Origin of the sequence: Streptomyces sp. NPDC052114, from assembly GCF_040680155.1 — a bacterium.
In the GTDB taxonomy this organism is placed as follows: Bacteria; Actinomycetota; Actinomycetes; order Streptomycetales; family Streptomycetaceae; genus Streptomyces.
Window position 1 is genome coordinate 297848 of the sequence record NZ_JBFAWC010000002.1, and the last position, 8389, is coordinate 306236.

The following is an 8389-nucleotide window of genomic DNA, read 5'->3' on the forward strand; positions in this document are numbered from 1 at the left end:
CACCCGCCACGACAGGACCGACCGGAGGACGAAGCAGGCATGCCCACGAACGACCCGACCGAGCGTGCGATCGCCGTCGTCGGCATGTCCTGCAGGGTGCCCGGAGCCGACGACCTCGACGCCTACTGGCGGCTGCTGTGCGACGGCGTGGACGCGATCACCGAAGTGCCGGACGGGCGATGGGACCTCACCGGGACACCGGACGACACCCCCGGCCACGGAGGCGTGCGGCGCGGCGGATTCCTCGACGGCGTCGGCGACTTCGACCACGGCTTCTTCGGCATCTCGCCGCGCGAGGCCGCGGCCATGGACCCGCGCCAGCGGCTCGCCCTGGAGCTGAGCTGGACGGCCCTCGAACACGCCGGAGTCGTACCGGAGCAGCTGCGCGGCGGCCGGGCCGCGGTGTTCCTCGGCGCCACCGGCGACGACTACGCCGCGCTCGTCCACCGGCACGGCGGCGACGCGGTGTCCCACCACTCGATGGCGGGCCTCAGCCGCGGGGTGATCGCCAACCGCGTCTCCTACCACCTCGGCCTGCGCGGCCCCAGCCTCACCGTGGACGCCGCGCAGTCCTCCTCGCTGGTCGCCGTCCAGCTGGCCTGCGAGAGCCTGCGCTCGGGCGCGGCCACCCTGGCCCTGGCCGGTGGCGTGCACCTGAACCTCACCCCGGAGAGCACCCTCGCCTTCGCGCGGGCGGGCGCCCTGTCCCCGGACGGGCGCGCCCACACCTTCGACGCCCGCGCCAACGGAACCGTGCGCGGCGAGGGCGGCGGCGTGGTCGTCCTCAAGCGGCTTGCGGACGCGGTGGCCGACGGCGACCCCGTGCACTGCGTGCTGCTCGGCGGCGCCGTGAACAACGACGGCGGCGGCGAGGGGCTCACCGTCCCCGACGACGACGCCCAGCGGGAACTGCTGCGCGACGCCTACGCGCAGGCGGGCACCGATCCGGCACGCGTGCGGTACGTCGAGCTCCACGGCACCGGCACGCGCGCGGGCGACCCCGTCGAGGCGGCGGCGCTGGGAGCGGTGCTCGGCCGGGGACGCGAGGACACCGAGCCGCTCCTCGTCGGCTCGGTGAAGACCAACATCGGACACCTGGACGGCGCGGCGGGCATCGCCGGCCTGATCAAGGTCGCCCTGGCGGTGCGGAACGGTGCCCTGCCGCCCAGCCTGCACTACGCCGAGCCGCACCCGGCCATCCCCATGGACCGGCTGGGCCTGCGCGTCAACGACACGGCCCGGCCCTGGCCCGAGGGCCCGCGCCTGGCGGGCGTCAGCTCGTTCGGCGTGGGCGGCACCAACTGCCACCTGGTCGTCGCCGAGGCCCCGGCCGCCCCCGAGGAACCGGACGCGGCCGGATCCAGGGGCGTGTCGTCCTTCCCCGTCGTCGTGTCCGGCGCCGACGGCGCCGCGCTGCGCGCGCAGGCCCGGCGGCTGCTCGACCGGCTGGCGGCCGACCCTGAACTGCGGCCGGTGGACGTCGGGTTCGCCACCACGACCACCCGGTCGGTCCTCGCGCACCGTGCCGTCGTCGTCGCGGCGGACCGCGCCGAACTCGCCGGCGGCCTGACCGCCCTCGCGGCGGGCACCCCCTCGCCCCTCGTGGTCGACGGCGCGGCGGGCTCCGCGTCGGGCGTGGTCTGGGCGTTCCCCGGACAGGGCCCGCAGTGGGCCGGGATGGCCCTGGACCTGTGGGGCTCCCTGCCGGTGTTCGCCGCGCGGATGGACGCGTGCGCGCGGCTCCTCGACGACCGGGTCGACTGGTCGCTGCGCGACGTGCTCGCCGACGAGGACGCGCTGCTGCGCATGGACGTCATGCAGCCCGCGCTGTTCGCGGTGCAGGTGTCGCTCGCCGAGGTGTGGCGCGCGGCGGGGGTCACCCCGGACGCCGTCGTCGGGCACTCCCAGGGCGAGATCACCGCGGCCTGCGCGGCGGGGCTCATGCCCTTGGCGGACGGCCTGCGCCTGATGGTCGAACGCAGCCGCGCCATCACCGCACACCTCTCCGGCCACGGCGCGATGGCCCTCGTCGAGCTGGCGCACGCCGAGGTCGAGTCGGCGATCGCGGACGGCGGCTGGGACGAGGTGTCGATCGGCGCCGTGAACGGCCCGGACGCGATCGTCGTCTCCGGCCCGGTGGCCGCCGTCGACGCGGTCCTGGCCGACTGCCGTGCCCGTGGCGTACGGGCGCGGCGCGTACCGATCGACTACGCCTCGCACTCGCCGCACGTGGCAGGGATCCGTGACGAGGTCCTGGCGGCGGCGCGGCACGTCACCACCCAGGACGGCCCGGTCGCCTTCTACTCCACCGTCACCGGCGGCCCGCTCGACCCGGCCGACCTGGACGCCGGGTACTGGTACCGGAACCTCCGCGAACCCGTGCGCCTCGACGCCGCCGTACGCGCCCTGGCCGCCGACGGACACCGGGTGTTCGTGGAGGCCAGCCCGCACCCGGTCCTGACGATGGCCGTCCGGTCCACCCTCGACACGGTCGAGGACGCCGACGGCGCGGTCGTGCAGGGCACGCTGCGGCGCGCCGAGGACGGGGTCCGGCGGCTGCTCCTGTCGCTGGCCGCGCTGCACGTGCGGGGCATCCCCGTGGACTGGCGGCCGGTGTTCGAGGGCACCGGCGCCCGTGCCGTCGAGCTGCCCACGTACGCGTTCCAGCGCAGCACCCACTGGATCGCCGCCGCCCCGGCGCCTCACGCACCGCTCCCGTCGACGGCGCCGGTGCCCCGGACGACCCACGAGGACACGCTCGACGCCGCTCCCTCGGCCCCCGGCGAGGCCCTCGGCGAGGACGCGCTGCGCGCCCTGGTCCACTCCGAGGCGGCGGCCGTGCTCGGCCACACCGACGCGACGGCGATCGCGGCGGACCGCACGTTCAAGGAGTCCGGCTTCGACTCGGTCACCGCGGTCGAGCTCAGCACCCGGCTGGGCGACGCGACCGGGCTGCGGCTCGCCACCACGCTCGTCTACGACCACCCCACCCCGGCCGCGCTCGTGCGCCACCTCGACGACGCGCTCTCGGGGCACGCCGACGAGCGTGCCGGGGCCGCGGCGGGCCCCGCCCCCGACGACCCGATCGCCGTCGTGGGCATGAGCTGCCGGCTGCCCGGCGGCGTACGCACTCCCGAGGACCTGTGGCGGCTGGTCCACGACGGGGGCGACGCGATCTCGCCGTTTCCCGAGGACCGCGGCTGGACCCTGGACCCGGCGGCGACCGGACAGGTCCGCACCGGCGGATTCCTCGCGGACGCCCAGGACTTCGACGCCGAGTTCTTCCGCATCGGCCCGCGCGAGGCCCGCGCGATGGACCCGCAGCAGCGGCTGCTCCTCGAAGCGTCCTGGGAGGCGCTGGAACGCTCCGGGATCGACCCGGAGTCCCTGCGCCGCACCCGGACCGCCGTCTTCATGGGCGTGTCCGACCAGTCCTACGTCCCACCGCTGCACGAGACGTCCGACAGTTTCGGCGGCTACGCCCTGACGGGCGGCCTGCCGAGCGTGGCGTCCGGCCGCATCGCCTACACCCTCGGCTTCGAGGGACCCGCGCTGACGGTCGACACGGCGTGCTCGTCGTCGCTGGTGTCGCTGCACCTGGCGGCGGCGTCGCTGCGGTCGGGGGAGAGCACGCTGGCGCTGGCCGGCGGCGCCGAAGTGATGTCCACCCCCGGCATGTTCGTGGAGTTCGCGCGGCAGGGCGGGCTCTCGGCGGACGGGCGGTGCAAGGCGTTCGCCGACACCGCCGACGGCACGGGCTGGGCCGAGGGCGTGGGCGTACTGGTCCTGGAACGGCTGTCCGACGCGCGGCGCAACGGCCGCCGCGTCCTCGCCGTGCTGCGCGGCTCCGCCGTCAACCAGGACGGCGCGTCCAACGGCCTGACGGCGCCCAACGGCCCGTCGCAGGAGCGGGTGATCCGCGACGCGCTGGCGAACGCCCGGCTGTCCGCGTCCGACGTGGACGCCGTCGAGGCCCACGGGACCGGCACGACCCTGGGCGACCCCATCGAGGCGCGGGCGCTCCTTGCGACCTACGGACAGGGACGCGACCCCGAACAGCCGCTGTGGCTGGGCTCGTTGAAGTCGAACATCGGGCACGCGCAGGCCGCCGCCGGTGTCGCCGGTGTGATCAAGATGGTCCTCGCGCTCCGGGAGGGCGTGCTGCCGCGCACGCTGCACGTCGAGAAGCCGTCGCGGCACGTGGACTGGTCCTCGGGCGCCGTCGAGCTGCTCACCGAGCGGCGGGCGTGGCCCGAGACGGGCCGCCCGCGCCGCGCCGGAGTGTCGTCGTTCGGCATCAGCGGCACCAACGCGCACGTGATCATCGAGCAGGCGCCGGACGCCGAGGCGCGGGACGCGGCGCAGCCCGTCCCGGGTGCCCGACTCCCCGTACCTGTGCTGCTGTCCGCGAAGACCGAGGCCGCGCTGGCCGACCAGGCCGCGCGACTGGGGGAGCACCTCGCGGCCCGCACGGACCTGCGTCCGCTCGACGTCGGCTGGACGCTGGCCGCCTCGCGCACCACGTTCGAGCACCGCGCGGCCGTCGTGGCCGGCGACCGGGACGGCCTGCTGGCCGGGCTCGACGCGGTGGCGCAGGGTGCGCCGAAGGCGCCGGGCTCCGTCACCGGGGCGGCCGGGACCGCCGCGGGCCGTGTGGTCCTCGTCTTCCCCGGCCAGGGCTCGCAGTGGGCGGGCATGGCCGTGGAACTCCTCGACGCGGAGCCGGAGTTCGCCGAGCGGCTGCGGGCCTGCGCCGCGGCGCTCGCCGAGTTCGTCGACTGGGACCTGGAGGACGTGCTGCGGCAGGCCGAGGGCGCCCCGACCCTGGAACGGGTCGACGTGGTCCAGCCCGCGTCCTGGGCGGTCATGGTCTCGCTCGCGGCGCTCTGGCGCGCGTACGGAGTCGAGCCGGCCGCCGTCGTGGGCCACTCCCAGGGCGAGATCGCGGCGGCGTGCGTGGCCGGTGCCCTGTCGCTGCGGGACGCGGCCCGCGTGGTCGCGCTCCGCTCCCGTGCCATCGCCGGTGGCCTGGCGGGACGCGGCGGGATGATGTCGGTGGCGCTGCCCGCCGCACAGGTCGAGGACCGCCTGGCGGAGTGGGACGGCCGGCTCGCCGTGGCCGCGCTGAACGGCCCGAACGCCACGGTCGTGGCCGGTGACCCCGAGGCCCTCGACGCCCTGTACACCGCCTGCAAGGCGCAGGACATACGGGCCCGCAAGGTCCCGGTCGACTACGCCTCGCACACCTCCCACGTGGAGCGCATCGAGGAGGAGCTGGCACGGGTGCTCGCGGACCTGCGCCCCGAGCCCGCCCGGGTGCCGTTCTACTCGACCGTGGAGAGCGACTGGCTGGGCGAGGGCCTGGCCGACGCCGGGTACTGGTACCGCAACCTGCGTCAGACCGTGCACTTCCACTCCGCCGTCACCGCGCTCGCCGAGCAGGGCCACGACACGTTCATCGAGGTGAGCTCCCACCCGGTGCTCACCATGAGCATCCAGGAGATCCTGGAGGACGGCGACGCGGCGCCGGGCGCGGCTGTCTGCGGATCGCTGCGCCGCGACGAGGGCGGCCCTGACCGCTTCCTGGCCTCGGTCGCCGAGGTGTGGACGCGGGGCATCGGCGTCGACTGGGGCACCCGGTTCGCCGGCGCGTCGCGGGTCGACCTGCCGACGTACGCCTTCCAGCGCCGCCGCCACTGGCTCGACGCCACCGCCGACCAGCCGCTGCTGGGCCGGGCCGTGGAGCTCGCCGACGGCGCGGGCACCGTCCTGACCGGGCGGCTCTCGCTGCGCTCGCGCCCCTGGCTGACCGACCACCGCGTGCTCGGGCAGGCCGTGGTCCCCGGGACCGCCCTGCTCGACATGGCCCTGCGCGTCGGCGACACGGTCGACGAACTGACCCTGCACACCCCGCTGGTGGTCCCGGAGCGGGACGAGGTCGAGGTCCAGCTGACGGCGGCGGCACCGGACGAGGAAGGCCGGCGCGCCATACGGATCCACGGACGCGTCCCGGGCGCCGCCGACGCGGCGTGGCAGCTGCACGCCACGGGCACGGTCACCACGGCCGGGCCCGTCGAGGCGGACGTCGCGCTGGCCGAGTGGCCGCCCGCCGGGGCCGTCCCCGAGGACCGCACGGCCTGGTACGACGAACTCGCCGGGCGCGGCCTGGAGTACGGACCGGCGTTCCGCAACCTGCACCGCGTCTGGCGCCACGGAGACGACCTGCTCGCCGAGGTGGCGCTGCGGGACGAGGCCGGACCGTTCGGCGTGCACCCGGCGCTCCTCGACGCGGTGCTCCACCCCCTGGTCCTCGAACAGCCCGGCACGAACGTGCCGTTCTCGTGGGCCGGGGTGCGTCTGGTGCGGGGCGGCGCGACCCGGCTGCGCGTGCGGATCTCCCCCCTCGGCGAAGGCAGGGCGTCCCTCGACGTCTCCGACGGCAGCGGCGTCCAGGTGCTCTCCGTCGACTCGCTGACCCTGCGGCCGCTGGACGCGCGGCGCACCCACCCCAAGCTCTTCCACGTCGAGTGGCGCGAGGTCTCCGCACCCGCGTCGGCCGCCGTACCGGACCCCACGACGGTGGTCCTGCCGGTGACGCCCGGCACCGCGGACGTGCCCGCCGCCGTCCACGAGACCGCCGAGTACGTCCTCCACCACGTACGCACATGGCTGGGGGAGAACACCGGCGGCGCCTCCCGGCTGGTCGTCGTCACCCGGCGTGCCACGGCCGTGGGGAGCGGCGACGACGTCGACCTCGCCGCCGCCACCGTGTGGGGGCTGCTGCGGCCCACGCAGACCGAACACCCCGGCCGCGTCGTCCTGATGGACATCGACGGCGCGAAGGGCGACGGGGACGGGGGCACCGGCGAACCGGCCGCCGACGACCTCGCCCGCGCGCTGGCGCTCGGCGAACCGCAGGTGGCGGTGCGGGCGGGCCGCGTGTTCGTGCCCCGGCTCGCCCGCGGCTCCGTCCCCGCGCCCGACCCCGCCCGCCCGGCCCTCGGCCCCGAGGGCACGGTCCTGATCACCGGCGGCACCGGCGGCCTCGGCGCCACCGTGGCGCGGCGCCTGGTCACCGACCACGGCGTACGCGACCTGCTGCTGGTCAGCCGCCGGGGCGGGGCCGCCGACGGCGCGGACGACCTGGTGGCCGAGCTGACCGCGCGGGGCGCCTCGGTCACCGTCGCCGCCTGCGACGTCGCCGACCGCGACGCGCTCGCCGCGCTCCTCGCGGACATCCCCGCCGCGGCGCCGCTGCGCGCCGTGGTGCACGCCGCCGGGCGCATGGACGACGCCGCGACACTGACCCTGGAGCCCGAGCGGCTGCACGCGGTGCTGACCCCGAAGACCGACGCCGCCTGGCACCTGCACGAGCTCACCCGGGACCTGGACCTCTCGGCGTTCGTCCTGTTCTCCTCGGTCACCGCCACGGTCGGCTTCGCCGGCCAGGCCAACTACGCGGCGGGCAACGCGTTCCTCGACGCGCTCGCCCAGCACCGGCACGCCGCCGGACTGCCCGCGCTCTCCCTCGGCTGGGGGCTGTGGGAGCAGCGCACCGGCATGACCGAGCGCCTCGACGACGCCGACAGGCAGCGGATGCTCCGGATGGGCCTGCGTCCGCTGCCCACCGACGACGGTCTGGCGCTCCTCGACCTCGCGCTGGGGGCCGACCGCGCGCATCTGGTGCCCGCGTGGCTCGACGTGGCCGCACTCCGTGACACCGAACCGCCTGCCCTGCTCAGGCAGTTGGCGCCCGCAAGGACCGCGCGGACGGACCGGGCGAGGGGTGGCGCCGAGTCGCTGCGGGAGCGGCTGCTGCCGCTGCCCGACCGCGACCGGGAGCTGACGGTGCGCCGACTGGTGCTGGCGGAGATCGGCACCGTCCTCGGCGGGGCCGGGGCACCGGACGCGCCTGCCGACCGCGGCTTCACCGACCTGGGCTTCGACTCACTGACGGCCCTGGAGCTGCGCAACCGCCTCTCCACCCTCACCGGTCTCACCCTGACCGCCACGGTGACGTTCGACCACCCGAGCCCGGCCGCGCTGGCCCGTCATCTGCTGGGACGGCTCGCGCTGGACCCGCAGGCCTCGACGGCGGCCCCGCCGGCGGACGTCCGGCCGGGGGCCCCTGCCGTCGCGCCCGACCCCGCCGTCCCGGACGGAGCCCCCGTCCTCGCCGACCTCGACCGGCTCGCGCTCAGCGTGGGCGGCGTCGACGACGACGGACTGCGCGCGGCCGTCACCGACCGGCTCCTCGCACTCCTGGGGGCGGTCGCCGTCGGCCCGGAACCCGCCGGTGCGGTGGAGCCCCCGCACGACGAGCAGATCGCCGCGGCCGACGCGGACCAACTCTTTTCTCTGATCGACGATGAGCTGGGAAGGCCCTGAA

1 protein-coding gene is annotated in these 8389 nt (G+C 76.3%); it reads left to right on the forward strand.

Annotation, left to right across the window (positions count from 1 at the left end; genetic code table 11):
- Positions 1-39 precede the first annotated feature (39 nt).
- A complete protein-coding gene (locus AB0L89_RS05420) occupies positions 40-8388 on the forward strand; it encodes a type I polyketide synthase (protein ID WP_365134664.1) in 8349 nt (2782 codons plus the stop codon).
- The last annotated feature ends 1 nt before the right edge of the window (position 8389 follow it).

What these genes read in the sequence shown, in the direction of transcription:
- AB0L89_RS05420 (WP_365134664.1), top strand. Translation starts at nt 40, where the DNA reads ATGCCCACGAACGACCCGACCGAGCGTGCGATCGCCGTCGTCGGCATG.